General features: G+C 66.8%; 17 protein-coding genes, 1 tRNA gene and 2 riboswitches. Of the genes, 11 read left to right on the plus strand and 7 right to left on the minus strand.

Annotated elements, in window-relative coordinates:
* Positions 1–9 precede the first annotated feature (9 nt).
* The 4 genes from BMY06_RS09520 to BMY06_RS09535 form a co-directional block, all read right to left on the minus strand.
* A complete protein-coding gene (locus BMY06_RS09520) occupies positions 10–3,567 on the minus strand; it encodes a tetratricopeptide repeat protein (protein ID WP_074982821.1) in 3,558 nt (1,185 codons plus the stop codon).
* Positions 3,568–3,913: 346 nt separating this feature from the next.
* Positions 3,914–4,213 carry a flagellar protein FliT gene (gene fliT, locus BMY06_RS09525; RefSeq protein WP_065065259.1) on the minus strand — a complete coding sequence of 100 codons (300 nt, stop codon included), beginning with the start codon at positions 4,211–4,213 and terminating at the stop codon, positions 3,914–3,916.
* Positions 4,214–4,233: 20 nt separating this feature from the next.
* Positions 4,234–5,820 carry a flagellar filament capping protein FliD gene (gene fliD / locus BMY06_RS09530; protein WP_065065260.1) on the minus strand — a complete coding sequence of 529 codons (1,587 nt, stop codon included), beginning with the start codon at positions 5,818–5,820 and terminating at the stop codon, positions 4,234–4,236.
* A gap of 157 nt (positions 5,821–5,977) precedes the next feature.
* Positions 5,978–7,207, minus strand: a complete 1,230-nt coding sequence (locus BMY06_RS09535) for a flagellin (RefSeq protein ID WP_065065261.1) — start codon at positions 7,205–7,207, stop codon at positions 5,978–5,980.
* On the opposite strand from BMY06_RS09535, the gene BMY06_RS38560 reads away from it, so the two are divergent.
* Positions 7,206–7,514, plus strand: a complete 309-nt coding sequence (locus BMY06_RS38560; RefSeq protein WP_143064412.1) for a hypothetical protein — start codon at positions 7,206–7,208, stop codon at positions 7,512–7,514. The two genes, BMY06_RS09535 and BMY06_RS38560, sit on opposite strands and share 2 nt — an antisense overlap.
* A 111-nt stretch (positions 7,515–7,625) precedes the next feature.
* Positions 7,626–9,758, plus strand: coding sequence for a tetratricopeptide repeat protein (locus BMY06_RS09540; protein ID WP_074982823.1), 2,133 nt, complete (start codon positions 7,626–7,628; stop codon positions 9,756–9,758).
* A gap of 111 nt (positions 9,759–9,869) precedes the next feature.
* Here BMY06_RS09540 and BMY06_RS09545 read toward each other — a convergent pair.
* Positions 9,870–9,945 (minus strand) — tRNA-Arg (locus BMY06_RS09545).
* Positions 9,946–10,427: 482 nt separating this feature from the next.
* Here BMY06_RS09545 and BMY06_RS09550 point away from each other — a divergent pair.
* On the plus strand, positions 10,428–11,339 hold the full coding sequence (locus BMY06_RS09550; RefSeq protein ID WP_074982825.1) for a c-type cytochrome: 912 nt from the start codon (positions 10,428–10,430) through the stop codon (positions 11,337–11,339).
* Between the two features lie 99 nt (positions 11,340–11,438).
* On the opposite strand, the gene BMY06_RS09555 is transcribed toward BMY06_RS09550, so the two are convergent.
* A complete protein-coding gene (locus BMY06_RS09555; protein WP_065061737.1) occupies positions 11,439–13,529 on the minus strand; it encodes a UvrD-helicase domain-containing protein in 2,091 nt (696 codons plus the stop codon).
* Positions 13,530–13,890: 361 nt separating this feature from the next.
* On the opposite strand from BMY06_RS09555, the gene BMY06_RS09560 reads away from it, so the two are divergent.
* The 8 genes from BMY06_RS09560 to BMY06_RS09595 all read left to right on the plus strand — a co-directional run bounded on the left by BMY06_RS09560 (position 13,891) and on the right by BMY06_RS09595 (position 25,572).
* Positions 13,891–14,952 carry an oxidoreductase gene (locus tag BMY06_RS09560; RefSeq protein WP_074982827.1) on the plus strand — a complete coding sequence of 354 codons (1,062 nt, stop codon included), beginning with the start codon at positions 13,891–13,893 and terminating at the stop codon, positions 14,950–14,952.
* 273 nt (positions 14,953–15,225) lie between these two features.
* Complete coding sequence (locus tag BMY06_RS09565; RefSeq protein WP_065061739.1) at positions 15,226–15,573, plus strand: hypothetical protein; 348 nt, start codon at positions 15,226–15,228, stop codon at positions 15,571–15,573.
* 247 nt (positions 15,574–15,820) lie between these two features.
* Positions 15,821–15,931, plus strand: a riboswitch (glycine riboswitch).
* Between the two features lie 56 nt (positions 15,932–15,987).
* Positions 15,988–16,113: riboswitch (glycine riboswitch) on the plus strand.
* Between the two features lie 124 nt (positions 16,114–16,237).
* The gene (gene gcvT / locus BMY06_RS09570; protein WP_065061740.1) at positions 16,238–17,356 is read left to right on the plus strand and encodes a glycine cleavage system aminomethyltransferase GcvT; all 1,119 of its coding nucleotides are present in this window, start codon (positions 16,238–16,240) and stop codon (positions 17,354–17,356) included.
* A gap of 70 nt (positions 17,357–17,426) precedes the next feature.
* Complete coding sequence (gcvH, locus tag BMY06_RS09575; RefSeq protein WP_065061741.1) at positions 17,427–17,807, plus strand: glycine cleavage system protein GcvH; 381 nt, start codon at positions 17,427–17,429, stop codon at positions 17,805–17,807.
* Positions 17,808–17,904: 97 nt separating this feature from the next.
* Positions 17,905–20,883, plus strand: a complete 2,979-nt coding sequence (gene gcvP / locus BMY06_RS09580; RefSeq protein ID WP_074982829.1) for an aminomethyl-transferring glycine dehydrogenase — start codon at positions 17,905–17,907, stop codon at positions 20,881–20,883.
* Between the two features lie 366 nt (positions 20,884–21,249).
* The gene (locus BMY06_RS09585; protein ID WP_231957661.1) at positions 21,250–22,251 is read left to right on the plus strand and encodes an alginate lyase family protein; all 1,002 of its coding nucleotides are present in this window, start codon (positions 21,250–21,252) and stop codon (positions 22,249–22,251) included.
* 101 nt (positions 22,252–22,352) lie between these two features.
* On the plus strand, positions 22,353–23,741 hold the full coding sequence (locus tag BMY06_RS09590; protein WP_074982832.1) for an L-serine ammonia-lyase: 1,389 nt from the start codon (positions 22,353–22,355) through the stop codon (positions 23,739–23,741).
* 88 nt (positions 23,742–23,829) lie between these two features.
* Positions 23,830–25,572 carry a thiamine pyrophosphate-binding protein gene (locus BMY06_RS09595; RefSeq protein WP_080180608.1) on the plus strand — a complete coding sequence of 581 codons (1,743 nt, stop codon included), beginning with the start codon at positions 23,830–23,832 and terminating at the stop codon, positions 25,570–25,572.
* Between the two features lie 141 nt (positions 25,573–25,713).
* Here BMY06_RS09595 and BMY06_RS09600 read toward each other — a convergent pair whose 3' ends face one another.
* Complete coding sequence (locus tag BMY06_RS09600) at positions 25,714–26,862, minus strand: branched-chain amino acid ABC transporter substrate-binding protein (protein ID WP_065061745.1); 1,149 nt, start codon at positions 26,860–26,862, stop codon at positions 25,714–25,716.
* Positions 26,863–26,905: the final 43 nt, after the last annotated feature.

The following is a 26,905-nucleotide window of genomic DNA, read 5'->3' on the forward strand; positions in this document are numbered from 1 at the left end:
CGAGGTGCTTCAGGTGCGTGACTGTTTTTCGAAGAAGGCCGTCTTGACCTGCAGTGCGAACTCGTCCACTTCCAGCAGGACGCGCTGTCGATACAGCCGCTGCTTCGCGAAATGCTCGGCATGGCGGGCCAGCACCGTGGTGATCTTCGCGTGCAGCAGCCCGCTTTCGATGTCCTGTTCGCGGAACAGATAGAACGAATCGAGCGGATGATCCGCATAGCAGCTCGCGGCGCCGCGTTCGTGCAGGAACACCACCGCGCCGGAAACGGCCGCTTCGCGCGGCACGCGATCCTTGCCCGGATGGTGGCCGAAGTCGATATAAACGGCGCACTGCGCGAGCGTCGCGCGGACCTGCTCGCGCGACATGTTCTGGATCAGCGCAAACGGCAGATCGGGATGCTTGCCGACGAACCGCGATGCCAGCGCGCCGCCTTTGCGCGGAAAGAGCCCGATGAGTTTTCGCGGGGGCGCCGACGCGCTCAGGTCCGCGTCCAGATAGTCGCGATTGATGAAGTCGAACAGCGGAAGAATTTCGCGTGCGCCGTGGCGTTCGAGGAAGCGGCGCGCGTAATCCGACTGGTAAAGGTGGAGGATGCCCGGCTCGCTCAGCAGCTCCGCGGCATAGGCCGGGTCGGCCAGTTCAGGTATCGAGCCGATCGCGTTATCCACCGACAGCCACCAGACGGCACGCTTCGCGCCGGGGAACTTGCGCGCGCGCGCGGCCTGGACCTCGGGGAAGATGATCAGCGTGCTGGGCGTCAGCGGCGCCTGTTTCAGCGGAGTCGGCGCATAGCGCGCGTAAGCGGCCTCGAATTCGGCGTTGGGCGCATAGGCCGCGCGCAAGACGCTGCCGTCCTCGATCAGGCTCGAGCCCTGACCGTAGTACGCCATCTCCGCGTTGCCGCCGTTGGCGTTGATGACATGGGCCAACTGGTGCAGCGCTTCCGGGCCGCCCGTGGTCACGACGGGGCACAGCACCACGACCTGCTCGTAGCACGGTCGCAGCGCCGCTGGCTGGCTGGCCGGAACGGCGCCCGCCTGAGCGATGGCCGACGTCGCGGCAATCGCTTCGGCGACGGCAGCGGCCTGCACGCCCTCGGTGGACGTCGGACGCGCTTCGCGCGCGGGTGCGGGGACGGCGGTCGGCGCCGGGGCCAGTTCGGCCGGCACCGCCTCGACCACCATCGCAGCCGATGTCCGGTCGACTTGCGCCTCCACCTCGAAGTGCTCCGGCGCGAGGCCATCGCACCAGCGCTGCCACATGATGCGGAACGCCCGCGACGCGGCATGGGCGATCGCCTCCGCGTCGATCAGCACGGACTGGCGGCAATATTCGCGCAGCTCGCTGCGCACGATCGCGAGCGCGGTCGGGTCCGCGGCCAGCGCGGCGCACTTGCGCACGAAGTCGTCCTTGTCCTGCGCGACGAACGCCGCATCGAGACCGAGCAGCGACAGCCAGCCGGTGCTGCTGCGGCTCGCCATCGAGTCGCCAGGCAGCGTCATGGTAGGCACGCCCATCCACAGCGCCTGCATGGTCGTGGTCGAATTGCCGAACGGGAACGTGTCGAGACTGACGTCGATCAGATTGTGCTGCTGCAGATAGGTCGTGACACCCGCGCGCTTCAGGAAGCTGATGCGGCTCACCTCGATGCCTTCGTCGGCGAACATCTGCGTCAGTTTGATCATCTGATCCTTGGCCGCCACCGCGCCGATGATCATGCGCGAATCCGGCACTTCGCGCAGCACGCGCGCCCAGAGCGCCACGACGTCATTGCTGATCTTGACGATCCGGCTGAAGCTGCCGAACGTGATGTAGCCATTTTTCAGGGCCGGCAGTTCATTGACGTCCGGCGCGTCAGGGTGCGGCTTGAACGGCGCGAGCGCCGGCAGGAACACGAGCTTTTCCGAGAAACAACGCTCGAACGACTCGAACGGCGTGACGAAGCGGTCCGACAGATAGTAGTCGACGGAATCCAGACCCGTCGTCGACGGATTGCCGATCCAGCTTGCCTGCACCGGTGCCGGCTTGTGCGCGAAGGCGACCAGCCGGTTGCGTCCGGTATGGCCGGACAGATCGATCAGGATATCGATGCGATCGTCGCGGATTTTTTGCGCCACCGCCTGATCGTTCATGCCGAACACTTCGGTCCACGTCTGCGCGTGGCGGCGAATCCGGTCCGTAAACGCATCCGTCATCAGGTAATTCGAGTAGATGTGCAGCGACAGGCTCGAATCGCGCGCCAGATGCTCCAGCACCGACAGGAAAAAATACGCAACGGGGTGGTTGATCAGGTCGCCCGACACGAAGCCGATCCGGAGTTGCCGCGCCGGATCGCGATCGTTGGCGTGCGGGACGCGCTTGCCGAGCAGCGGCGCTTCGTGACGCGCGGCGAATTCGCGGAACTCCGCAAACAGGCTGGCCGCGTCGAAGTCGGGCTTGTGCATCAGATAGAACAGCAGGTTGCTGTGCGTCGACGCCTGCATCGGCGCCAGTTCGAGCGCGCGGCGATAGGTGGCTTCCGCTTCGTCGAACAAGCCGTGCTTGCCCAGCGCGGTCGCGAGCGCGTCGATTTCGATGGCATTGTTCGGCGCAAGCTCGACGGCGCGCCGCAGTTCGGCGAAGCCTTCGTCGATCCGGCCCAGTTCCAGCAACGCGGAACCCAGGTTGCGATGCAGCGCCGCGTTCTCGGGATGCTTTTCGAGCACCCGCTCACAGTGCGCCGCGGCGCGGCCGTACTGACGCGCCACCACCAGCCGGTCGGCCAGCACCAGCTGCGCGGCGAGATGATTCGGCAGCAGGCGGGCGGCGTGTTCGGCCGCCTCGACGGCCTCGCCATAGTGGCCCGTGCTCTGCAGGACGCGCCCCAGTTCGATCCAGCAATCGCCGTGCGACGGGTATTGCTGCGTCAGGCGACGTCCGGCCTTCAGCGCCGCGTCGAGCTTGCCGCTGCTGACGAGTTGCTGGAACTGGCGAATTTCCTTGGCGCTCGCGCGGCGAACGTCGAGTTTCACGCGCTTGTCCGCTTCGTCGGACTCAGGCGCGGCTTCTTCGGATGCGCTTTCGGCCACCGCCTCGGGCGCGCCCTCATCGTCGGCGCTCGCCTCGGCCTCGACGGCGGTATCCGGCGCAGGCGCAGCCGCGACCGGCGCTTCGTCTTCCCCTTCGATGCGCGCGCGCAGCGTCTGCACGGCCGGCTCGGGCAAACCGTGCTGCCGCGCGAGTTCGAGCGCCATGCGCGCCGCCTCGGTCTGCTCGCTGGCCACCAGGGCGTTGATGTAATAGACCCAGATTTGACCGTTCTTCGGCACCTGGCCGAGCGCCGCCTCGAAATGCGGCACGGCATCGGCGGGGCGCCCCGTTTGCATGAGCAGCACGCCGAGGTGATAGTGCGCGTCGGCGTAATCGCCCGCGATTTGCAGCACGGAGCGATAGAGCGCGGCGGCCGCGTCGTACTGCTGCTGGCGATGATGTTCGATCGCGCTCTGCATGGCGAGCGCCACGTCGCGATTGTGCTGCGCTTCGGCCGCAGGCGAGGCCGGGCGATCCGGAGTAAGGAAGGCGGTCATGACAAAAGGCGCACGTGCGTCGGAAAGTCGGAACCGTCAAATTATGAGGCGGGGGTTCGCGCGTCGATGGGCCGAGCTAGCGCCAAAACGGGCGCTAATTTGCCCTCCAGGCGCGTTTCGCGCGAGAAATCCGGCGAAAACACGCGGAGACCGAAGAGAATTGGGGAACGCCAGATGGCGGGCAGTCGCGACCCGCTTTTCTGCCGCGCCAGGCGCGCGTGCGGGCGGCTCCCGGACGGCACGAAAGACCCGCCCATTCACGACGGACGCAAAAAAGCCCGCGCAAGGCGGGCTCGATGACGATGCGTGCGCCGCGAAGGACGCAGCGGGCAGCGCTTCAGTAATGTCAGTAGCGCGCCATGCTCAGATAACGCCCCGCATTGCGGCTTGCCTGCATGCTCGCCTGGTACTCGCTGCCGAGCGCGACCTGCGCGGAACGCGCGGCTTCGACGATGCGTGCGTCGATCTCGTGGATCATCCGCAGACGCGCCATGAATTCCTGCGGCGGCTGCGCACCGAGCGACATCAGCAACGGGGAGCGTTCCATCGCAAGCTGCGTTGCACGTTCCCACTCGCCGACGGCGGCCGCCTGCTCGAGGTCTTTCGTCATCGCCCAGATGCGCTCGATCGTGCTTGCGTTCTGCATGGTTCGCTCCCTGCCGGGCATTAGCTCTTGTTGGTGGCCAGCGCACCTGCGCTGTTGGTGCCGCCGAACAATTGCGTGAGGTACTGCGAGTTGTTGTTCATCGTCGCCATCAGCGTGTCGAGCGCGGAGAACTTCTCCGTGTACATGCTGGTGAGCTGGGCCTGCCACGAGGTGAGCTGCGTCTGCTGGTTCGTGAGGCTCGTCAGATCGGAGTTGATGGCGTCCGTCCGGTTCTGGATGATACCGCCGGCCGAGGTGTAGTTCGTGATGCTGTCGTCGAGCTGCGCGGCGATGCCGGTCGTCGGATTGAACAGCGACGCCACGACCGACTGGTTGTTCTGCAGCGCGTCGCTGAGCGTCGTGTCGTCGACCGACAGCGTGCCGTCCGCCTGCAGCGTGATGCCGATCGCGGCCAGCGTCGACTTCGCCGTGCCGGTGCCCACGCCGCTGCCCACGATCTTCGCGAGCTGATTCTGGATCATGTTGACCGTCGAATCGCCGAGCAGCACGCCCTGCGAAGTCGAGGTCGACGAGTACGCCGTCAGCGAGTTCACCGTCGTGACGAGCGTGTTGTAGAGCGTGACGAAATTGTCGATCGCCGCGGATTCCGCGCTGGTGTCCTGCGCGATCGTCAGCGTCTGCGTCGTGCCGACCGCCGCCGACGTGAGATTCACCGTCACGCCGGTCAGGGCGGACTTCACGGCATTGGTGTCGCTGGTCACGCCCACGCCGCCCAGCGTGAAGTACGCGCTCTGGGCGGCCTGCGTCTGGGTCCAGCCCGAACCGGAAATGGTCGACTGGCTGGGGTTGTACGTCTTGCCGCTGCCGTCCGTCGCGGTGAGGTCGCTGGCGCTCGAAATCGTTCCGCCGGCGGTCGTCGTCACGGCGAGGTTGTTCAGCGCGTCGGCGTTGCCGCTCGAATCGGTATTGGTGTCGTTGACCTTGATGCTGATGCCGTTCGACGCGCCGGTCGAGGACGATTGCAGCACCAGGTGGGCGCCGTCCGAGCCGGTCACCACGGTGGCGATCACGCCAGGATTGTCGCTGGCCGAATTGATCGCCGACGCGATGCCCGCGATCGTGCTGTTCGAGCTGGTCAGGTTGATCGTGCTCGACTTGCCGTTGACGGAGAGCGTCATCGTCGCCGGGCCGGATGCGAGGCTCGTGGTCGCGGTGTAGCCCGCCGAGGTGAGCACCTGGGTCGTGGCGACCTGCGAAACGTTGAGCGAGTACGAACCCGCGATGGCGCCGGTGGTCGCCGAGGCGGTCACGCCGGTGCCGCTCAGCGTGGTGGAGAACGTGCCGAGCGTCGCGCCGTCGCTGAGCGGTTCGACGGCTGCCTGCAACGCGGAAAGTGCCGCGGAGAGCGTGCCGTAGGCCGAGATCAGCGTGTTGTCCTGCGTCTGCGTGGCGGCGATGGTCGCAGCCTGCCCCGCAGTCTTCGCATTGACGAGCGCGGTCACGAGCGAATTGGTGTCCATCGACGAATTGGTCGAGCCGCTGATGATCGACTGGGCGGCTGACTGCACCGTTGCGTTGGCGGCGGCTGTCGTGGTAGCGACGGCACTCGCGATCGCGCTGGTGGTGGATCCGGTTACGGTGGACATGAAAAGGCTCCGTGCGTCGGCAAGGCGGGTTAGCGCGGTTTAACGTGCGGTTTGAAAACGGTAATGCTGGAAACGACAATCGGGAGGCGAGCCTCCCGACGGGTGCACGGCCGGCGCGCATCAAACCGCGCGCCGGGTGCCTGCAGCCGGAAGCGCCTTACTGGAGGAGCTTCAGGATCTGCTGCGGCTGCGAGTTCGCTTGTGCCAGCACCGAGATACCAGCTTGTTGCAGAACCTGTGCCTTGCTCAGGTTGGCGGTTTCCTGTGCGAAGTCCGCATCCTGGATCGACGACTGTGCGCTTGCCAGGTCGGTCGACTGAGCTTGCTGCGTCGAGCCGATCGCGCTGAAGCGGTTTTGTGCCGCGCCGAGCGTTGCCTGCAGGTTGTTCAGCGTGGTCAGCGCGTTGTCGATCGATTCCATCGCCATGCTTGCGCCGCTAGCGGTGCTGATGTTGATGTCCGAAACCTTCGACGTCGTGTTGAGGTAGTCGATCTGTGCGCCGACTGCGTCGTCAGCTGCCGACGTGAAGCCGACGCTGGTGCTCGCACCCGACATGGCGGTGTCGATAGCCGAAGCGAACGTCGAACCTGCTGCACCTGCCGAAGCTGCGCTCGAATCGATGACGGCGTTGCCGTTCGCATCCGACGTGACGCCTGCGCCCGAGAAGGCAGCCGAGACGTCCGCGTAGCTGACAGCCTGGTTGTTCTGGTCCGTCAGGGTGAAGCCGCCGCTGCCGTCCGACAGAACGTTGATCGTCGTGATCGTTGCCGGGCCAGCCGTCGTTGCGCCGCCAGCGTCCGAGCTCAGCGCGCCGGTCGAGTCGAGCGACAGGTTCGTGAACGAACCCAGCGTGTTGCCAGCTTGCGGAACGCCCGTGCCGAGGTTGGCCGACGACATGTCTTGCGACAGGTTCAGCGTGATCGACTGACCGACGTTTGCGCCGACCTGGAACGTGACCGTGCCCATCGAGCCGTCGAGCAGGTTCATGCCGTTGTACGTCGTTTGCGACGCAATACGGTTCACTTCCGAGATCTGCTGCGTCACTTCCTTCTGGAGTGCCGCGCGATCGTCGTCCGTCATCGAACCGTTCGCTGCTTGCGTAGCGAGCTGGCGGATACGTTGCAGGCTGCTCGTCAGCGAAGCCAGACCGCTCGATGCGGTTTGGACCATCGACGTACCGTCGTTCGAGTTCGACACGCCTTGATTCAGACCGTTGATCTGGGTCTGCATGATGTTCGAGATCGCCAGACCTGCTGCATCGTCCGCTGCGCTGTTGATGCGCTTGCCCGACGAGAGGCGCGTGATCGCCTGCGAAAGTGCGCTACCCGAGCCCGTCAGATTCTGCTGCGAGACGAGCGAGTTGATGTTGGTATTGATTCCAAGCATGGATATTCTCCAGATGGGGCCAGTCAGCCCTGGTAACGGCAGCGGTGCGATGGCCGGCCGCCTTGTTTGTGATAACGACCCTGGCCGGAAAATCTTTAGCACCTTCCTGAATCTTGCTTGCAGGGGAGCCGCGCCATCCCCGCCGATGCGCCGCGTGGCGGGCTTTCCCGGCGATCGCACCGTGCTCGACGAAGATGCGCGCCGATGGCTTCCTGATACGGTTTTATATGCGGCAATGCGAATTGCGTATTTGAAACGCCATTGCTCCGGCATTGCGACGGCATTCACCTTACAGCCTGAAAAGTGATTAATGCGCCCGCGCGATTGCCGGAATTGGGCGGTGCTCCGCGCTCAATTCCGGCCGCCGCGGCACGCGCGCTTCGCTTAATCTGGGCGTCCTGCTCCTGCCTCGACCACCGTGACCGCAACACGCACGCCCCTCCGCTCGCACGACGCCATCCTGCGCGACGCCACGACGCTCTGCGCCGGCCAGCAATTCGCCGATGCCCTGGCCCTGCTCGCCCCGATCGTCGGCGAAACGGCAAGCGCCAATGACGCCGCGCTCGCGCACGCGCTCCAGCTCGCCGCCACCTGCGCGTCGGGCGCGGGCGAGCCCGAACGGGCGAAAGCGTTCTGGGTGCGTTGTAGTGAAGCGGCGCCGGATTTCGCCGAGGGCTATCGCGGACTGGGCGCGACGCTGGCGCAACTCGGCCAGCTTGCCGAAGCGGAAGCCGCCTATGGACGCCTGACCGAGCTGCGCCCCGACGACATCGACGCTCACCATCATCGCGGCCTCGTGTTACAGCGTCTTGGCCGCTACGCCTCGGCGGAGGCCTCGCAACGCGCGGCGCTCGCACTGGAACCGGGACACGTCGGCGCGCGCTACCACCTCGGCGCGGTGCTGCACGACCAGCGCCGGCTCGACGAGGCCGAAGCGGCGTATCGCGAAGCGCTCGCCGCCGATCCACAGTGCGCGATGGCGAGCAACAGCCTCGGCAATCTGCTGTGCGAGCGCGGGCGGTTCGACGAGGCCGAAGAAGCGTATCGTCAGGCGCTGCTCGCGCAACCACAGTTCCCCGAGGCGCTGAACAATCTGGCCGCGCTGTTCAAGGCGCGCGGCCGTCTGCCCGAAGCCGAACTGGCCTGCCGCCTCGCATTGCAGATGCGCCCCGACTTCGCCGATGCACTCAACAATCTCGGCTGCGTGCTCACGGCGCTCAAGCGTCTGCCCGAAGCGGAAAACGCCTTCCGGCAAACGCTCGCGCTGCGCCCCGATTTCGCCGACGCGCACTACAACCTCGGTTGCGTGCTGCACACGACCGAGCGCGTGGCCGAAGCGGAATCGGCCTATCGAGAAGCGCTGCGGCTCGCGCCGAACCGCGTCGAAGCGGCCAACAATCTCGGCTGCACGCTGCTCGCGCTCGGACGTCTGCATGACGCGCTCGCCGCGTTTCATCACGCGCTCACGCTGCGCGCCGACATGGCCGAAACGCACTTCAACATCGGCAGCATCATGAAGGAGCTCGGCGAGCTCGATCACGCCGAAAGCGCCTATCGCCGCGCGCTCGTGCTGCGCCCCGATTACGGCGATGCGATGTTCCGGCTCGCCACGCTGCTCATCAGCGTGGGGCGTTTCGAGGAAGGCTTTCTGCTATACGAATGTCGCTATGGCATGCCCGGCTTCGCGCCGCACGCCACGCAGTCGATGCTGCCTTGCCCGCGCTGGCAAGGCGAGCCGCTGACCGGCAAGACGCTGCTGGTCTGGCAGGAAGACGGACTCGGCGACATGTTGCAGTTCGGCCGATATCTGCACGCGCTGAAGGCACGCGGCACGGCGCGCGTGGCCTTTGCGTGCGTTGCGCCGCTGCATCGCCTGTTCGCGGAAGTCGAAGGCGTCGACGTCGTGCTCAGCCACGAAGCCGCGCTCGCGCGCGCGAACGAATTCGATTGCTGGATCAGTCCGCTGAGCGCGCCGCTGCGACTCGGCACCACACTCGACACGATTCCGCCGCCGCTGCGCATCGCGCAGTGTCCGTCACGCGTCGAACATTGGCGCGCGCGCCTCGCCGATCTCGGCACGGGACATCGCATCGGTCTGGTCTGGAAAGGCAATCCGAAACATCACAACGACGCGCACCGCTCGTTGCCGATGCTCAACGCACTCGCGCCGCTCTGGGGGCTGCCGGGCGCCAAGTTCGTGAGTCTGCAAAAAGGCGCGGGAGAAGACGAGGCGCTGTCGCTGCCCGCCTGCTTTCCGATTCTGCCGCTCGGCGCCGATCTCGACGATTTCACCGACACGGCCGCGCTCATTTCGCAACTCGATCTCGTGATCTGCGTGGATACGTCGACCGCTCATCTCGCGGCCTCGCTCGGCAAACCGTGCTGGGTGCTGCTGCCGTCGTACGACGTCGACTGGCGCTGGATGCATGGCCGCGACGACTCGCCGTGGTATCCCGAGACGGTGCGGCTGTTCAGACGAGGACGCGAGGAGCCGTGGCCCGCGGTGGTGGAGCGCATGCGCGCGGCGTGTGCGCAGTGGCTGGGTGTGTGAGGGGAGCGCAAAAAACAAAGGCCCCAGGCTTGCGCCATAGGGCCTTGCTTGATGCGGGTCGGTGCGGCTTTGTGCAGTTTGATCTGCTACTCCGACGTGATACGCAAATTCTGGCGCGCCCGGCTGGGATCGAACCAGCAACCCCTGCCTTCGGAGGGCAGTACTCTATCCATTGAGCTACGGGCGCGTGACTCGCGCGAACTGGCGTGGAGGAGAAACACCCAGGCTCATTCGTGCGAAAGCGCTGCCAGCCAGACCGCAAAATACGGGGATAGCAGCGCCGTAGAGACCGAGAGGATACCCGGTTTCGATGACAACGTCCACCGCGCGCGGGCCGCCGGGACCGGGCCGGCAGCGGTGTACGCGCACCCCCAGGCAAACGCACCCACACGCGCAAACCCATGCGACGACACCCGCGCCCGATGCGCTATGATCCGACGCTTTTTAAGCAGCAGCCGCGTACCAAGGCCAACGCCCCACCGCGCCCAACCCCCGGTAAAGCAGGCAAGACAAGCGCAAAGATGCGGGTAAACGCCCGCTTAAGCGCCCCCGCGCACCGCCACCGGGCGCGAAACCTTGCGTCTATAATCGTTCCTGTTTGATCATTCGCAAGGCCGTTGCCGTCCTGCTGTACCGCTCACCACAATACCAACGGGAGTCGAGACAAGCATGAGCGAAGCACCCCACGGAGCCCCGATCAAAACGCCCGGCCAGTTGATCGCCGCTGTCATCGCCGGGTTTGCCGTCCCTATCGTCATCATCGTTCTGCTCGCCTACTACGTCGACAACACGACGCGCACCGGCGCGGGCACCGACGAACTCTCCGCCCAGCAAGTCGCCTCGCGCATCGCGCCGATCGCCCAAGTGTCGATCCGCGACGCCAACGCGCCGCGCGTCTACAAGACCGGCGAGCAGGTCTACCAGGCCGTCTGTTCCGCCTGCCACGCGAGCGGCGCGGCGGGCGCGCCGAAGTTCGGCAACGCCGGCGACTGGGCGCCGCGCATCGCCCAGGGCTACGACACGCTCTGGCACACCGCGCTCTCCGGCAAGGGCGCGATGCCGCCGCGCGGCGGCACCAGCCCCGACGACTACAGCGACTACGAAATCGGCCTCGCCGTGGCCTACATGGCCAATCACGGCGGCGCGAACTTCCAGGATCCGCCCAAGCCCGCGCCGGGCGCGGCGAACGCGGCGTCGGGCGCAGCGGCGGCAGCGCCGGCCGCATCGGGCGCCGATGCGAACGCTGCCCAGGCCTCCGCCGCCGCGGCCGCCATCGCCGCGATCCCGCAGGCCGCTTCGGGCAACCCTGCGGCAGGCGGCGCGACGCAAAGCGCCGACGCCGCGCAGGCCGGCAAGGCGCTCTACACGCAGGTCTGCCAGGCGTGTCACGCCGCGGGCGTGCTGGGCGCGCCGAAGTTCGGCAACAAGGACGACTGGGCGCCGCGCCTCAAGGACCCGATGGACACGGTCTACAACTACGCGCTGCACGGCAAGGGCGCGATGCCGCCCAAGGGCGGCTCGAACGCCTCGGACGCCGACGTGAAGGCCGCCGTCGATTACATGGTGAGCGCCGCGAAGTAAGCCGCGCGCCGCAAACTGCGTAACAAAAACAAAGGGCCGCATCGACACTCGATGCGGCCCTTTCCCTTTCAGCCGGACGCGTGCGCGCGGGCGATCAGATCAGCCCTTCTGCAACAGCGCCTTCAAACTCGCGAGCCGGTCTTTCGGCGACATCGGCGCTTCCTCGGCGGTCGGCGGCGGCGCTTCGTCGAGTCCCATTTCGGGGATGAAGCGCGACGGCTCGCACACCACCGTCTCGCGCGCCCGCTTGCGCTTCTTGCACCAGTTCAGATGCAGGCTGCGCTGCGCGCGCGTGATCGCCACATACATCAGGCGGCGCTCTTCCTCGATGCGCGAATCGTCGACGATGTCGTCTTCCGAGCCGCCGCGATGCGGCATGATGCCTTCCTCGACGCCCACCAGGAACACGTGCGGATACTCCAGCCCCTTCGACGCGTGCACGGTCGACAGGCGCACCGCGTCCGGGTCCTCTTCCTTGCCTTCAAGCATCGACATCAGCGCGACGGTCTGGATCAGGCCCATCAGATTCTTGCCGGTGTCGGCGAGACCGTCGGTGTTGTCGTAACCCGTCGCCTCGCTGTCTTCGCCGATCTCCTGCTCGGGCTTGGTGCCCTTGCGCTTGAGCCATTCGAGGAATTCGAGCACGTTCTGCCACTTCGACTGCGCCTGGCGCTCGTCGAAGGCGTCGTAGAGATACGCCTCGTAGTGGATCGCGTCCATCAGCTCGTCGAGCACGACGGTCGCCGGATCCTTCACGGCGCGCTCGGCCAGGCGCTGCATGAAGTCGCAGAACACGCGCATCGGCTCGACCTGGCGCGCGGACAGCCGCGCCTCGATGCCGCCCATGTACACCGCTTCGAACAGCGACACCTTCGCCTGCCCCGCGAACGAGCCGAGCGCTTCGAGCGTGGTGTTGCCCACGCCGCGGCGCGGCGTCGTGATCGCGCGGATGAACGCGGGATCGTCGTCGTGATTGGCGATCAGACGCAGATACGCGCAGATGTCCTTGATTTCGGCCTTGTCGAAGAACGACTGCCCGCCCGACAGCACGTACGGAATGCGCTCGCGGCGCAGCACCTGCTCGAAGATGCGCGCCTGGAAATTGCCGCGATAAAGAATGGCGTAGTCGCGGAACTGCGCGCGGCGCTCGAACTTGTGCGCCGAGAGACGGAACACGACCGATTCGGCTTCGTGCTCCTCGTCGTTGCAGGGCGTGACGGTGATCGTGTCGCCCATGCCGTGCTCGGACCAGAGCTTCTTCTCGAACAGCTTCGGGTTATTGGCGATCACGTTGTTCGCCGCCGTGAGAATGCGCACGGTCGAGCGATAGTTCTGCTCCAGCTTGACCACGTGCAGCTTCGGATAATCCTTGCCGAGTTGCGCGAGATTTTCGATGGTCGCGCCGCGCCAGCCGTAGATCGCCTGGTCGTCGTCGCCCACGGCCGTGAACGCCGCGCGCGGGCCCGCCAGCAGCTTGAGCAGCTCGTACTGGCAAGTGTTGGTGTCCTGGTATTCGTCGACCAGCAGATAGCGCAGCTTGTTCTGCCAGCGCTCGCGCACCGGCTCGTTCTTCGCGAACAGCTCGGCGGGCAGGCGGATCAGATCGTCGAAATCGACGGCCTGATAGGCGTGCAGCGTCGCCATGTAGTTGCGGTAGACGATGGCCGCCTGATGCTCGTCCTCGTTCGACGCCGTCGCGAGCGCCTGCTCGGGCATGACGAGACCGTTCTTCCAGAGCGAGATGATCGACTGGATCTTGCGGATGAAACCCTTGTCGGTCGAGCCCACCTGCTCCTGGATCATGGCGAAGCAGTCGTCCGAATCCATGATCGAGAACTGGGGCTTGAGTCCCAGATGCTCGGCTTCCTGGCGCAGGATCTGCACGCCCAGCGAGTGGAACGTACAGACGGTCAACTGGTTCGCCGGCACCTTGCGGCCTTCCTTGCCGGGCGTCGTGAGCGTCTTGCCTTCGAGCAGTTTGCCCACGCGCTCGCGCATTTCGGCGGCGGCCTTGTTGGTGAAGGTGACGGCGGCGATATGGCGCGGCTCGAAGCCTTTCGCTTCGATCAGATGGGCGATCTTCTGCGTAATGACGCGCGTCTTGCCGCTGCCCGCGCCGGCGAGCACGAGACAGGGACCGTCGAGATAGCGCACCGCTTCGTTCTGGGCGGGATTCAGGCCTGCGGACATCGTTGCTGGATTGGAAAAACGGGTGGTACTGCCGGGTAGCGTGCGGCGCAAGACCTGCGCATGATGCAGACGATGCTCATGGCGCGGCGGCCCTTCACGCGAGAGCCGCGATGTTAACACGATGCGGTGTCGCGCCGATGCCGCCCCGCTAACGGCGCGACGCCGCATCCCGCGCGCATCAGGTCACAGCGTCGTGTCACAACGACACGCCGCGTCGACCAGCCGATCCAGCCGCACGCCGATCCGTCCCCGCAGCGCCCCGCCACGCGCGCCGTCGTGCGTGCCACAATAACGGGCTCCCGCCACCCGCGGCATCGCTACCCGCCGTGCCGCTCCCACGCTGGAAAGAGGACGCGCTTACATGACAGCACCGCTGCAAATCGGCCTGATGGGCTATGGCTTCGCCGGCCAGACCTTCCATGCACCCGTGATCGCCCATAGCGGCACGGCGAATCTGCCCGTCACGCTTGCCGCCATCGCCACGAGCCAGGCCGAGCGTGCGCAGGCCGACTATCCGGACGCCGCAATCGTCCCCGATCTCGACGCGCTGCTCTCGCTCGACGCGATCGAATGCGTCGTGATCGCCACGCCCAACGACACGCACTACGAACTCGCGCGCCGCACGCTGGAGCGCGGCAAGCACGTGCTCGTCGACAAACCGGTCACGCTCACCGCCGAGGAAGCGCGCACGCTCGCGGCCATCGCGAAGCAGCGCGGCCTCGTGTTCGCGCCGTTCCACAACCGTCGCTGGGACGGCGACTTCCTCACCGTCAAGCAGCTGATCGCGAACGGCGAGCTGGGCCGCGTCACGCATTACGAATCGCACTTCGACCGCTTCCGTCCGCAGGTGCGCCAGCGCTGGCGCGAGGACGCGACGCGCGGCGGCGGCCTGCTCTACGACCTCGGGCCGCATCTGATCGACCAGACGCTCGCGCTGTTCGGCGCGCCCGAGTCGGTCACGGCCTTCGTGCACACGCGCCGCGACCACGCCAGCGCGCCCGACTACGCGCACCTCGTGCTGCGCTACGACGGCCTCGACGCCGTGCTGCACGCGAGCGCGCTGGCCGCGTACGCGCCGCGTTTCGCGATTCACGGCACGCGCGGCAGCTACCTGAAAAACGGGCTCGATACCCAGGAGGACCAGCTGAAGGCGGGCCTGCGCCCCGGCCAGCCCGGTTTCGGCGACGGCAACGAAGCGGGCCGACTGCACGTCATGGCCGACGACGGCCAGGAGTCCGACCGCGACGTGCCCAACGCCGCGGGCAATTACGCCGACCTGTACCGCGCGCTCGCCGCCGCGATCCGCGAGGGCACGCCGTTCCCGGTGAGTCCGCAGGACGCCGTCGATGTGATGACGATCGTCGAGCTGGCGATGCGCAGCGCCGAGGAAGGCCGCACGATCGCCTTCACGCGCGCTCAGTGAGCGCGCGCTGAGCGCGCGAACCTCGCGCGAACCGACTGCCCGGCGAGGCCGCGCGGCTTGCAAACCGCCGACGCGTCTGAAAGGTCCATACAAACGGTTACAAGTCTGCGCCGCCGTGCGGTCATCGCACGGCGCGCGCGACGCGTTTGCCGACGAACAACGCCAGAAACAGAGCGATAACGTTCTGCATCTTCCGGGGTGCAGGGTTCGTGGCGCGCGCCAGCCCGCCCCGGACCGACAACAAGGAGAGTCTCAATGACCCGATTGAATTGTATGAACCGTGCCATCCGCCTGAGCTGCGCCGCCGCGCTGATCTCGACGCTCGCCGCATGCGTCGTCACCCCGCCCGCGCAGCATTCCGGCTCGAATCCGCATGAACTGGCCGTCGACCGCCTGCATCAGGTCGACGCCCGCATCGACACCTTGGGCCGCCGCATCGACGCGCGCGTGAACCAGGGCTACTATCCGCCGCCGCAGGGCGCCGCGCTGCATCACCGCCTCGACACGATCCGCGGCGAGGCGCACGACATGGCTGCGCAGCACGGCGGCGGCATCTCCGGCGACGAGCAGCACGTGCTCAACCAGGAGCTCGATACGGCGGCGCGCGCCATCGGCGAATAAGCCCGCGCAAAACCACCGCGATCACATGGGCCGCCTCGCGCGGCCCGTTTCTTTTTTTGGCGCGCATGCGCGGTCGCGCGCGAGCGGTTCTTTCGGGGCCGCATGCGCGCAAGCCTTGCCGGGCGGCGTTCGGCGCATGGCCCGCCAGCACGCGCGGCCGGCTGGCGCAGGTTCCACTCCCGTTCCGCCGCCACGGTGCGCCTAATTTTTCCGCATTGACACAGCCCGCCGGCGTCCAGCACAATCGCTGCGCGCGCCGGGAGAGCGCGACGTTCGCGAGTCGAGTCAATTTCGAATCGCAACGCCGCCGCCGAAGGGGCAACCCACAAACTCTCAGGCAAAAGGACCGTGCGCGCCGGACCGCTGCTTCGCCTGTTTCGCACCCGCGTGCGAGACGCGCGAGACGGCACTCAGGTCCGCAACTCTGGAGAGCGGCAGTAGAACGGCGGAGGGATCGTAACCCTGGCGTTCAGGCTGCCCACCGAAGGGGCGCGCGTCGTTCGACGCAATCTCTCAGGTACCGAGGACAGAGGGGCCATGCAAGAACCGACCACGGGCATCGTGCCTGCGGCGAGTCCTGCATGGCCTTTTTCGTTTTCGCTCGAATTCCGGCGGGACATTCCCCCGGAGTCGCACGAAAACCCTCGCGACCGCCTGAGGCCTCATGACCGAACTCAAACGCACTCCGCTGAACGACACGCACCGCGCGCTGAACGCCCGCATGGTCGATTTCGGCGGCTGGGACATGCCCGTCAACTACGGCTCGCAGATCGACGAACATCGCGCCGTGCGCACCGACGCCGGCATGTTCGATGTCTCGCACATGTGCGTCGTCGACTTCTCGGGCGCGAAGGCGCGCGAATTCTTCGCCCGCGCGCTCGCCAACAACGTCGCCAAGCTGACGACGCCCGGCAAGGCGCTCTATTCCTGCATGCTCAACCCCGAAGGCGGCGTGATCGACGACCTGATCGTCTATTACTTCGCCGACGACGCGTTCCGCACCGTCGTCAACGCGGGCACCGCCGACAAAGACATCGCCTGGTTCGAGAAGCTCAACGCCGAAGGCGGCTTCGGCCTCACCATCACGCCGCGCCGCGATCTCGCGATCGTCGCCGTGCAAGGCCCGAACGCGCGCGAGAAAGTCTGGGCCGTCGCGCCCTCCTCGCGCAGCGCCACCGAAATCCTCAAGCCCTTCAACGCCGCGAAGATCGACGCCACGCCGTTCGGCGAGCTGATGATCGCGCGCACCGGCTACACCGGTGAAGACGGCTTCGAAATCGTGCTGCCCGCCGCCGCCGTCTGCGAGTTCTGGGACGCGCTGCAACGCCAGGGCGTGAAGCCCTGCGGCCTCGGCGCGCGCGACACGCTGCGCCTCGAAGCGGGCATGAACCTCTACGGCCAGGACATGGACGACAGCGTCTCGCCGCTCGACGCGGGCCTCGCCTGGACCGTCGACCTGAAGACGCCGCGCGAGTTCGTCGGCCGCGCCGCGCTCGAAGCGAACGGCACGCGCTCGACCTTCGTCGGCTTGATCCTGCAGAAGGAAAACGGCAAGGCCGGCGGCGTGCTGCGCGCTCACCAGAAAGTGCTGACGCCGCACGGCGACGGCGAGATCACGAGCGGCACCTTCTCGCCGACGATGCAGGAATCCATCGCCTTCGCGCGCGTGCCCGAGGGCGTGCAGCCGGGCGACGTCGTGCAGGTGCAGATCCGCGACAAAGCCCTTCCCGCAAGCGTGGTAAAACTGCCGTTCGTGCGCAACGGCAAGGTGCTGGTCGCCTGATCCGCAAGGATTCCGGCGCGCACGCCCACCCTCTTTTCAAGTCATAAACGAACCACGCACTGGAGCAACCATGAGCATCCCGGCCGATCTGAAATACACCGAATCGCACGAGTGGATCCGCACCGAAGCCGACGGCACGCTGACCGTCGGCATCACCGATCACGCGCAGGAAGCGCTCGGTGACATCGTCTTCCTCGAACTGCCCGAAGCCGGCCGCGCCGTCACGGCGGGCGACGCCATCGCCGTGATCGAATCGGTCAAGGCCGCCTCGGACATCTACGCGCCGGTCTCGGGCGAGATCGTCGAATCGAACTCGGCGCTCGTCGACGCCCCCGAAGGCGTGAACGGCGCGCCCTACGAGTCGTGGCTCTTCAAGATCAAGCCGGCCGCCGACGCCAAGCTCGACGCGCTGATCGACGCCGCCGCCTACGAGAAGGCCATCGGCGCCTAAACCCCGGGACGGCTTTCGCAGAAGGCCCGTCCCAACGCACAGGCGCGGCGGCATCGCGGCACTACGCGACGCGCCGCCCGCGCCGGCAGGAAACCTCATGAAGCTCGAACACCCGGATCGTCTGATGAACACCTCGCCCACGGCTCTCTCGCTCGCGGCGCTCGAAGCGCACGACGCCTTCGCCGCCCGCCACATCGGCCCCGACACGGCCGACCAGCAAGCGATGCTCGACGCGCTCGGCTTCGCGTCGCGCGCGGCGCTGATCGACGCGGTGATTCCGGCGAAGATCCGCCGCACCGAGACGCTGCCGCTCGGGCCGTTCTCGCAGCCGCGCTCGGAAGCCGAGGCGCTGGCCGCGCTGCGCGCGCTCGCGGACAAGAACCAGGTGTTCCGCTCGTACATCGGGCAGGGCTATTTCGACACGCACACGCCGGCCGTCATCCTGCGCAACGTGCTCGAAAATCCGGCGTGGTACACGGCCTACACGCCGTACCAGCCGGAAATCTCGCAAGGCCGTCTGGAGGCGCTGCTGAACTATCAGCAGATGATCGTCGACCTGACGGGCCTCGCCATTTCCAACGCATCGCTGCTCGACGAAGGCACCGCCGCCGCCGAAGCGATGACGCTCGTGCAGCGCGTGGGCAAGTCGAAGTCGAACGTGTTCTTCGTCGCCGACGACGTGCTGCCGCAAACGCTCGAAGTCGTGCAGACGCGCGCCAAACCGATCGGCATCGAAGTGAAGGTCGGCCCCGCCGCCGAGGCCGCGCAGGCGAACGCCTTCGGCGTGCTGCTGCAATATCCGGGCGTGAACGGCGACGTGCGCGACTACCGCGAACTCGCCCAGGCCGTGCACGCCGCAGGCGGCGCGGTGATCGCCGCCGCCGACCTGCTCGCGCTCACGCTGCTCACGCCGCCCGGCGAATGGGGCGCGGACGTGGCCGTGGGCAACTCGCAGCGCTTCGGCGTGCCGATGGGCTTCGGCGGCCCGCACGCCGCCTACCTCGCGGTGAAGGACGACTTCAAGCGCCAGATGCCGGGCCGTCTCGTCGGCGTGACCGTCGACGCGCAGGGCAACCCGGCGCTGCGCCTCGCGCTGCAAACGCGCGAACAGCATATCCGCCGCGAAAAGGCCACCTCGAACGTCTGCACGGCGCAGGCGCTGCTCGCGATCATGGCCAGCATGTACGCGGTCTATCACGGTCCGCAGGGTCTGAAGCGAATCGCGCAACGCGTGAACCGCGTGGCCGCCATTCTGGCCGCGGGCGCGCAGAAGCTCGGCTATACGCTCGTCAACGCGTCGTTCTTCGACACCATCACGTTCGAAGCGGGCGCGCGCACCCAGGCGCTGCATGACGCGGCGCTCGCGCGCGGCATGAACCTGCGCCGCGTGAGCGAAACGCGCGTGGGCGTCTCCGTCGACGAAACCACCACGCGCGGCGATCTGGCCGATCTGCTCGCCGTGTTCGCGCAAGCCGCGTTCGCGGGCGAGACGCCGTCGGTCGACGCGCTCGACGCCGAACTCGCCGCCGCCAACGCCGCCACCTTCCCGGCCGCGCTCGCGCGCGAAAGCGCTTACCTCACGCATCCGGTCTTCAACCGTCACCATTCGGAAACGGAAATGCTGCGCTATCTGCGCAGCCTCTCGGACAAGGACCTGGCGCTCGACCGTTCGATGATTCCGCTCGGTTCGTGCACGATGAAGCTCAACGCCACCTCGGAAATGCTGCCGGTGACGTGGCCCGAGTTCGGCCAGATTCACCCGTTCGCGCCCGCCGAGCAAACCGTCGGCTACCGCGAAATGGTCGATCAGCTCGAACAGATGCTCGTGGCCGCGACCGGCTACGCCGCCGTCTCGCTGCAACCGAACGCCGGCTCGCAGGGCGAGTACGCCGGTCTGCTGATCATTCAGGCGTATCACGCCTCGCGCGGCGATGCGCACCGCAACGTCTGCCTGATTCCCGCTTCGGCGCACGGCACGAACCCGGCTTCCGCGCAGATGGCGGGCATGCAGGTCGTGGTGGTCGCGTGCGACGCGCAAGGCAACATCGATCTCGCCGACCTCAAGGCCAAGGCCGAACAGCACGCGGCGAAGCTCGCGGCGATCATGATCACCTACCCGTCCACGCACGGCGTGTTCGAGGAAAACGTGCGCGAAGTCTGCGAAATCGTGCACGCGGCAGGCGGCCAGGTCTACGTGGACGGCGCCAACATGAACGCGATGGTCGGTCTCGCGGCGCCGGGCCAGTTCGGCGGCGACGTCTCGCACCTGAACCTGCACAAGACCTTCTGCATTCCGCACGGCGGCGGCGGCCCGGGCGTCGGTCCGGTCGCGGTCGGCGCGCACCTCGCGCAGTTCCTGCCGAACCAGCTTTCGTCGGGCTACAAGCGCTCGACCGATCAGGGTCACGGCATCGGCGCGGTCAGCGCGGCGCCGTACGGCTCGGCCTCGATCCTGCCGATTTCGTGGATGTACATCGCGATGATGGGCGCGGCGAACCTCACCGCCGCGACCGAAACCGCGATCCTCAACGCGAACTACGTGGCGAACAAGCTCGCGCCGCACTTCCCGGTGCTGTACAGCGGCCCCGGCGGCCTCGTGGCGCACGAGTGCATTCTCGACCTGCGCCCCATCAAGGATGCGAGCGGCATCACCGTCGACGACGTGGCCAAGCGCCTGATGGACTACGGCTTCCACGCGCCGACCATGAGCTTCCCGGTGCCGGGCACGCTGATGGTCGAGCCGACCGAGTCGGAGTCGAAGGAGGAGCTGGACCGCTTTATCGACGCCATGATCGCGATCCGCGAGGAAATCCGCGCCGTGGAAGACGGTCGCGCCGACGCCGAGGACAACCCGCTGCGTCACGCGCCGCACACGGCCGCCGTGGTGGTCGCCGACGGCTGGGCGCACGCCTACTCGCGCGAGCAGGCGGCGTATCCGCTCGCGTCGCTGGTCGCGCGCAAGTACTGGCCGCCGGTCGGCCGCGCCGACAACGTCTACGGCGACCGCAATCTGTTCTGCTCGTGCGTGCCGATCGACGCTTACGACGATCAGGCCGACGGGACCGCCGGCGAATGAGCGTAACCGTCGGGTAACCGGCCATGACCGCCGCCATGCCGCCGCACGACCTCCGGTCGACGCGGCGGCGCCGTGCGGCCGGCCCGGCGACCCGGCGTGCGCCCCGCCCTGCGACGTTACTTTCGTTACATTTGCCGCCGCGAAACTTCGCCAAAGCTCGCCAAACCGTTAACATCACACACCTGTCAGCCTTGAACCAGGGAGTCGCGCATGGCGCGGAAGGTGGGAACGGCCTTGGCCGGAAATCCGGCGATCACGCAGGCCAAGGGCCGCTTGGCGCGCGGCGGCGCGCGCACGCTCGCGGCGGCCTGTTTCGTGAGTGCGGGCCTCGCGGCCCTGAGCGCGGCGCAACCGGCGCGCGCGGCGATGAACTTCTGCGCGGCACCGGCCCTGCAGACCAGCGAACGCACCAATTCGGACCCCGGCGTGAAAGCGCTGGTGGCCGAAGTGCAGGCGCACGTGAACGACGTGCCGCATCCGCTCGCGCGGCTGCACACGGAAGGCACGCTGCCGCACGAGGGCATCTACGACCAGAGCGTCGAGGCCGAGAAGGAACTCGACCTGATGCGCAACGCGGCGCTCGCCTGGCGCGCCACGAGCGACGACCGCTTCCTGAAGCTCGTCGACCGCTTTCTGTACGCGTGGGTCACGACCTATCAGCCGAGCTTCAATCCGATCGACGAAACGCGCTTCGAAGCGCTGATCCTCGCGTACGACATGACCGCGAGCGCGCTGCCGGTGAAAACGCGCAACGCGACCATGCTGTTTCTGAACAAGTTCGCGAACGGCTACATCCAGCAGGTGGACGCGCAGCCGCGCCCGCTCAAGGGCACGTTCGCGAACAACTGGCAGAGCCATCGGGTCAAGCTCATTGCGATGACGGCGTTCACGCTCGACAACCGCAAGATGATCGCGACGGCGCAGCGTCTGTTCGTCGAGCATATCGGCGACAACGTCGCGCCCGACGGCTCCACGCTCGATTTCACCGAGCGCGACGCGCTGCACTACGTGACCTACGATCTGCAGCCGCTCGTGACGGCCGCGCTCGCCGCGCGCCGCCACAACCGCAACTGGCTGCCCGAACGCGCGGCCAACGGCGCCACGCTGGCGAGCGCGCTCGACTGGCTCACGCCGTACGCGCTCGGCGAGAAGACGCACGAGGAGTTCGTGCATTCGAGCGTGCCGTTCGACGCCAAACGCCGCGAGGCCGGTTTGCCCGGCTACACCGGCGCATGGGATCCGAAGAACGCCGCCGAACTGTTTCACCTGGCCGCGCGGCTCGATGGCCGCTATGCGCCGATCGCCCTGAAACTGGCACCCACGCCGCCCGCGTGGCTTGCCGTCTGCCTGCCGTTGCCGGCGCGCTGATCGCGCGTGACGGGTTGCAGCGGTGGCGCATGAATTCGATGTCGCGCACCACACCGCGCAGCATCCCCTGAAACCGACACGATCAAGCAGGAGCAGTACCCATGGCAGTCAGCGTTTTCGACCTTTTCAAAATCGGCATCGGGCCGTCCAGTTCGCATACGGTCGGACCGATGCGCGCGGCCCTGATGTTCGCCGAGGGACTCGAGCGCGACGGGCTGCTCGCGCCCACCGCCTCCGTGAAGGTCGAACTGTACGGCTCGCTCGGCGCGACCGGCAAAGGCCACGGCACCGACCGCGGCGTGATGCTCGGCCTGATGGGCGACGCGCCCGACACGGTCGATCCCGAGACCATCAACGCGCGTCTCGAAGCCGTGCGCGCCTCGCGCCTGCTCGCGCTGCTCGGCCATCACACGATTCCGTTCGTGATGAAGGAGCACATCGCCTTTTATCGCCAGGCGCTGCCCGAGCATCCGAACGGCATGAAGCTGCGCGCGCTCGACGCCAACGGCGAGACGCTGCGCGAAAGCACTTATCTCTCGGTCGGCGGCGGTTTCGTCGTGACGGCGGGCGCGCCGAACACCAAGGTGCTGGCCGCCGCGCAGCAGATGCCGCATGCGTTCACCTCGGGCGCCGAACTGCTCGCGCTGTGCGCCTCGACCGGCAAAAGCATCGCGCAACTGATGCTCGAAAACGAGCGCATCTGGCATAGCGACGAGGAAATCCGCACCGGCCTTCTGCGTATCTGGGACGTGATGCAGGCGTGCGTGTCGCGCGGCTGCGGCATCAACAATCCCGATGCCGACGGCACGCTGCCCGGCCCGTTCCAGGTCAAGCGCCGCGCGCCGCAGCTTTATCGCGCGCTGACCGCGCATCCCGAACGCGCGCTGCAAGACCCGCTCTCGATGATCGACTGGATCAACCTCTACGCGATCGCCGTGAACGAGGAAAACGCGGCGGGCGGCCGCGTCGTCACTGCGCCGACCAACGGCGCGGCCGGCATCATTCCCGCCGTGCTGCACTACTACGTGCGCTTCACGCCGGGCGCGAACGAGCAAGGCGTGATCGATTTCCTGCTCACGGCCGCCGCGATCGGCATTCTCTACAAGCTCAACGCGTCGATCTCGGGCGCGGAAGTCGGCTGCCAGGGCGAAGTGGGCGTGGCCTGCTCGATGGCGGCGGGCGCGCTCGCCGCCGTGCTCGGCGGCACGCCGCTGCAAGTGGAAAACGCCGCCGAAATCGGCATGGAACACAACCTCGGCCTCACCTGCGATCCGGTCGGCGGCATGGTGCAGATTCCCTGCATCGAGCGCAACGCGATGGCTTCGGTGAAAGCCGTGAACGCCGCGCGCATGGCGCTGCGCGGCGACGGCGCGCACTACGTCTCGCTCGATTCGGTCATCAAGACGATGCGCGAAACCGGCGCCGACATGAAGACCAAATACAAGGAAACGTCGCGCGGCGGACTCGCGGTCAACATCGTCGAATGCTGATGTGAGCGTGCGCGGCTGCTGACGTCACCCGAAGCGACTCGAAACGATCCACCTGATTCACGAAAAGAACGAAGGAGAGGGCATCGCCATGCAGCAGCCGAACGAAACGACCCGCAGCGATCACGACCACGATCACGACAAACCGGCGAGCGTGACCGGCGCGCGCCTCGTCGTCGATGCGCTCGTCGCCAATGGCGTCGAGCGCGTGTTTTGCGTGCCCGGCGAGAGCTATCTTGCCGTGCTCGACGCGCTCGCCGACGAAACCGCGCGCATCGACACGCTCGTGTGCCGTCACGAAGCCGCCGCCGCCAACATGGCCGAAGCGGTCGGCAAGCTCACGGGCAAACCGGGCGTCGCGCTCGTCACGCGCGGTCCGGGCGCGACGCATGCCTCGATCGGCGTGCACACCGCGTTTCAGGATTCGTCACCGATGATCCTGCTGATCGGCCAGGTCGCGCGCGAGCAGATGGACCGCGAGGCGTTTCAAGAAATCGACTATCGGCGCATGTTCGGCCAGATGGCGAAGTGGGTCACGCAGATCGACGACGCGCGGCGCGTGCCCGAATACCTGAGCCACGCCTTTCATGTGGCGATGTCGGGGCGTCCCGGTCCGGTCGTGCTCGCGCTGCCCGAGGACATGTTGAGCGACGCGATTCCCGCCGCCACGGCGCAGCCCACCGCGCCCGCCGCGCAGCGCGTGCAGGCGTCGCCCTCGCAGGCGCAGATCGAGCGCGTGCGCGAGCTGCTCGCGAACGCGAAGCAGCCGTTCGTGATCGCGGGTGGTCACGGCTGGACGCCGCAGGCGTGCGCCGATCTGCAACGCTTCGTCGAAAACTGGCAGTTGCCGATCGGGCTCGCGTTCCGCTTTCAGGACACGCTCGACAACGATCATCCGAACTACGCGGGCGACGTGGGGCTCGGCGCGAATCCGGCGCTGAGCGCGCGCATCCGCGAAGCCGACGTGCTGCTCGCGCTCGGGCCGCGTCTGGGCGAAGCCACCACGGCGGGCTACGCGCTGCTCGACATTCCGAAGACGAAGCAGACGCTGATTCACGTGCATCAGGGCGCGGAAGAACTCGGCCGCGTCTATGCCGCCGATCTGCCGATCGTCTCCGGTCTCGCGGAATTCACCGCGCAACTGGCCGCGTTGCCCGCGCCGGATTCGGTGGCCTGGACCGGCAGCGCGACGCAGGCGCACGAGGCGTATCTCGCGTGGCGCACGCCGCGCCCGATGCCTGGCGACGTGCAGCTCGGCGAAGTGATGCAGCAACTACGCGCGCGCCTGCCCGACGACGCCATCGTCACCAACGGCGCGGGCAATTACGCGACGTGGCTGCATCGGCATTTCGCGTATCGGCATTTCCGCTCGCAGCTTGCGCCCACCAGCGGCGCGATGGGTTACGGCGTGCCCGCGGCCATCGCGGCGAAGTCGCTTTATCCGCAACGCGCCGTGGTCGCGCTCGCGGGCGACGGCTGCTTCATGATGGCGTCGTCCGAACTCGCGACCGCCATGCAATACGGGCTCAACGTGGTGTTCATCGTCGTGAACAACAGCCACTACGGCACGATCCGCATGCATCAGGAGCGCAATTATCCGAACCGCGTCCACGGCACGCAGCTCACCAATCCAGATTTCGCGGCCTTCGCGCAGTCGTTCGGCGCGCACGGCGAAACGGTCACGAGCACGGCGCAGTTCGCGGGCGCGCTCGATCGCGCGCTGAATGCGGGCAAGCCGGCGCTGATCGAGATTCGCGTGACGAAGGAAGCGAGCACGCCCGCCGCCACGCTCGAACAGGTTCGCGAACAGGGACGCAAGGCGCGTGCGCAGTAACACGCCGGGATATCGTTAGCGATCCTGAATAGCCTCACCTTTCGCGCGACGCGATTCAAATGCAAAGAAAAAGCCCCGCAGGTTTAAAGCCTGCGGGGCTTTTTTTACAGCGTCGAACCGCGCGAAGCGGTCAGGCAGCGATTACTTGCCGCCCACGCTTTGCAGCGTCGTCCACTTGCCGTCGACGACCTTGTACAGCGTGATGCCGCCGTTCTTCAGGTCGCCCTTCGCGTCGTACGCGAGGTCGGCCGAGGTCACAGCAGGCATGCTGGTCTTCGCGAGGAACGGCAGGTACTTCGCCGGATCCGTCGAGTTGGCCTTCTTCATGGCTGCGAACATGGCCATCGCGCCGTCGTAAGCGTACGGCGAGTACGTCTGGACGTCTTCACCGAAGCGCTTCTTGTACTTCTCGACGTAGTCCTTGCCGCCAGGCATTTCCTCGAGCGGCAGGCCCGCCAGCGAGGCCACGGTGCCGTTGGCTGCGTCGCCCGCGATCTTCAGGAACGTCGGCGTGTGGACCATTTCGCCGCCCATCAGCGGCGCCTTGATGCCCAGCGACTTCATCTGCTTGACCATCGGCGCGGCTTGCGAATCGGCGCCGCCGAAGTAGACGAGGTCGGGGTTCATCGCCTTGGCCTTCGTCAGGACCGACTTGAAGTCGACGGCCTTGTCGTTGGTGTATTCACGGTCGATGATGTTGCCGCCCGCCGCCTTCGCAGCCTTCGCGAATTCGTCGGCGAGACCCTGGCCGTAAGCCGTGCGGTCGTCGATCACGACGATCTTCTTCAGGCCCAGGTTCTTCACCGCGAACGCGCCGGCCACCGAGCCTTGCTGCGTGTCCGAGGTCATCATGCGGAACGTGGTCTTGAAGCCTTGCTGCGTGTACTCGGGCGCGGTCGCCATGGCGATCTGCGGGATGCCTGCGTTCGCGTAGATGCGCGAAGCCGGGATCGTCGTGCCCGAGTTGAAGTGGCCGAGCATGCCCTTGATGCCGTCGTCGACGAGCTTTTGCGCGACCGTCGTGCCCGTGCGCGGGTCGGCCTGGTCATCGGCCGAATCCAGCACGAAGTGAACCGGCTTGCCGCCGATCACCGGCTTGGTCGCATTCATTTCCTCGACGGCGAGCGTGATGCCGTTCTGGAAGTCCTTGCCGTAGTGCGCCTGCGCACCCGTCATCGGACCTGCGAAACCAATCTTGACGTCCTCCGCCTGCTGCGCCTGCGCGGTCCCCGCCAGCGACAGGGCCGCAACCAGCGCTGCGCCTGCCAGCTGCTTCATCGTGTGTTGCATAGCTTCTCCTTGGTACCAGGTATCAAATGAGCGGCTTCGGCGC

It is taken from the genome of Paraburkholderia tropica (assembly GCF_900109265.1).
Lineage (GTDB): Bacteria > Pseudomonadota > Gammaproteobacteria > Burkholderiales > Burkholderiaceae > Paraburkholderia > Paraburkholderia tropica.

Excerpts from the sequence above, each read along its gene's own strand:
- BMY06_RS09600 (WP_065061745.1), bottom strand. The coding sequence starts at position 26,862 with ATGCAACACACGATGAAGCAGCTGGCAGGCGCAGCGCTGGTTGCGGCC.
- fliT (WP_065065259.1), bottom strand. The coding sequence starts at position 4,213 with ATGCAGAACGCAAGCACGATCGAGCGCATCTGGGCGATGACGAAAGAC.
- BMY06_RS09520 (WP_074982821.1), bottom strand. The coding sequence starts at position 3,567 with ATGACCGCCTTCCTTACTCCGGATCGCCCGGCCTCGCCTGCGGCCGAA.
- gcvH (WP_065061741.1), top strand. The coding sequence starts at position 17,427 with ATGAGCATCCCGGCCGATCTGAAATACACCGAATCGCACGAGTGGATC.
- BMY06_RS38560 (WP_143064412.1), top strand. The coding sequence starts at position 7,206 with ATGGATATTCTCCAGATGGGGCCAGTCAGCCCTGGTAACGGCAGCGGT.
- BMY06_RS09560 (WP_074982827.1), top strand. The coding sequence starts at position 13,891 with ATGACAGCACCGCTGCAAATCGGCCTGATGGGCTATGGCTTCGCCGGC.
- fliD (WP_065065260.1), bottom strand. The coding sequence starts at position 5,820 with ATGTCCACCGTAACCGGATCCACCACCAGCGCGATCGCGAGTGCCGTC.
- BMY06_RS09590 (WP_074982832.1), top strand. The coding sequence starts at position 22,353 with ATGGCAGTCAGCGTTTTCGACCTTTTCAAAATCGGCATCGGGCCGTCC.
- BMY06_RS09595 (WP_080180608.1), top strand. The coding sequence starts at position 23,830 with ATGCAGCAGCCGAACGAAACGACCCGCAGCGATCACGACCACGATCAC.
- gcvT (WP_065061740.1), top strand. The coding sequence starts at position 16,238 with ATGACCGAACTCAAACGCACTCCGCTGAACGACACGCACCGCGCGCTG.
- gcvP (WP_074982829.1), top strand. The coding sequence starts at position 17,905 with ATGAAGCTCGAACACCCGGATCGTCTGATGAACACCTCGCCCACGGCT.
- BMY06_RS09535 (WP_065065261.1), bottom strand. The coding sequence starts at position 7,207 with ATGCTTGGAATCAATACCAACATCAACTCGCTCGTCTCGCAGCAGAAT.
- BMY06_RS09550 (WP_074982825.1), top strand. The coding sequence starts at position 10,428 with ATGAGCGAAGCACCCCACGGAGCCCCGATCAAAACGCCCGGCCAGTTG.
- BMY06_RS09555 (WP_065061737.1), bottom strand. The coding sequence starts at position 13,529 with ATGTCCGCAGGCCTGAATCCCGCCCAGAACGAAGCGGTGCGCTATCTC.
- BMY06_RS09565 (WP_065061739.1), top strand. The coding sequence starts at position 15,226 with ATGAACCGTGCCATCCGCCTGAGCTGCGCCGCCGCGCTGATCTCGACG.
- BMY06_RS09585 (WP_231957661.1), top strand. The coding sequence starts at position 21,250 with ATGAACTTCTGCGCGGCACCGGCCCTGCAGACCAGCGAACGCACCAAT.